This is a genomic window from Scytonema sp. PCC 10023, assembly GCF_963920835.1.
GTDB lineage: Bacteria > Cyanobacteriota > Cyanobacteriia > Cyanobacteriales > Nostocaceae > Kalymmatonema.
On sequence record NZ_CAWUDP010000401.1, the window covers coordinates 1 to 257 of the forward strand.

Below are 257 nucleotides of genomic sequence, written 5' to 3' on the forward strand. Positions count from 1 at the left end.
TGGATACGGTAATTCTCCTTATGCTGCTTATTCAGCAATGGCGGGAAACCACATGCTGATTAGCCCGGAACTACTGCAAGAACAAGGTTTACTAGGCCAAGAAGACTTTGCTAATTTACCAGCATTTAACGAATCTCAGGTAGATTACGAGCAAGTAAAATCAATTAAAATTCCCTTGCTCAAAAAAGCCTGCCAAAATTTTCAACTTCAGGCAACACCTTTCCAACAAAACGAATTTGTAGGTTTTTGTCGCAGTA

The 257-nt window shown here is 39.7% G+C and carries 1 protein-coding gene; it reads left to right on the top strand.

What is annotated here, in order from left to right:
* On the top strand, positions 1–257 hold a 257-nt coding region (locus ACM0OZ_RS49360), incomplete at both ends, for a 4-alpha-glucanotransferase (RefSeq protein WP_414590238.1).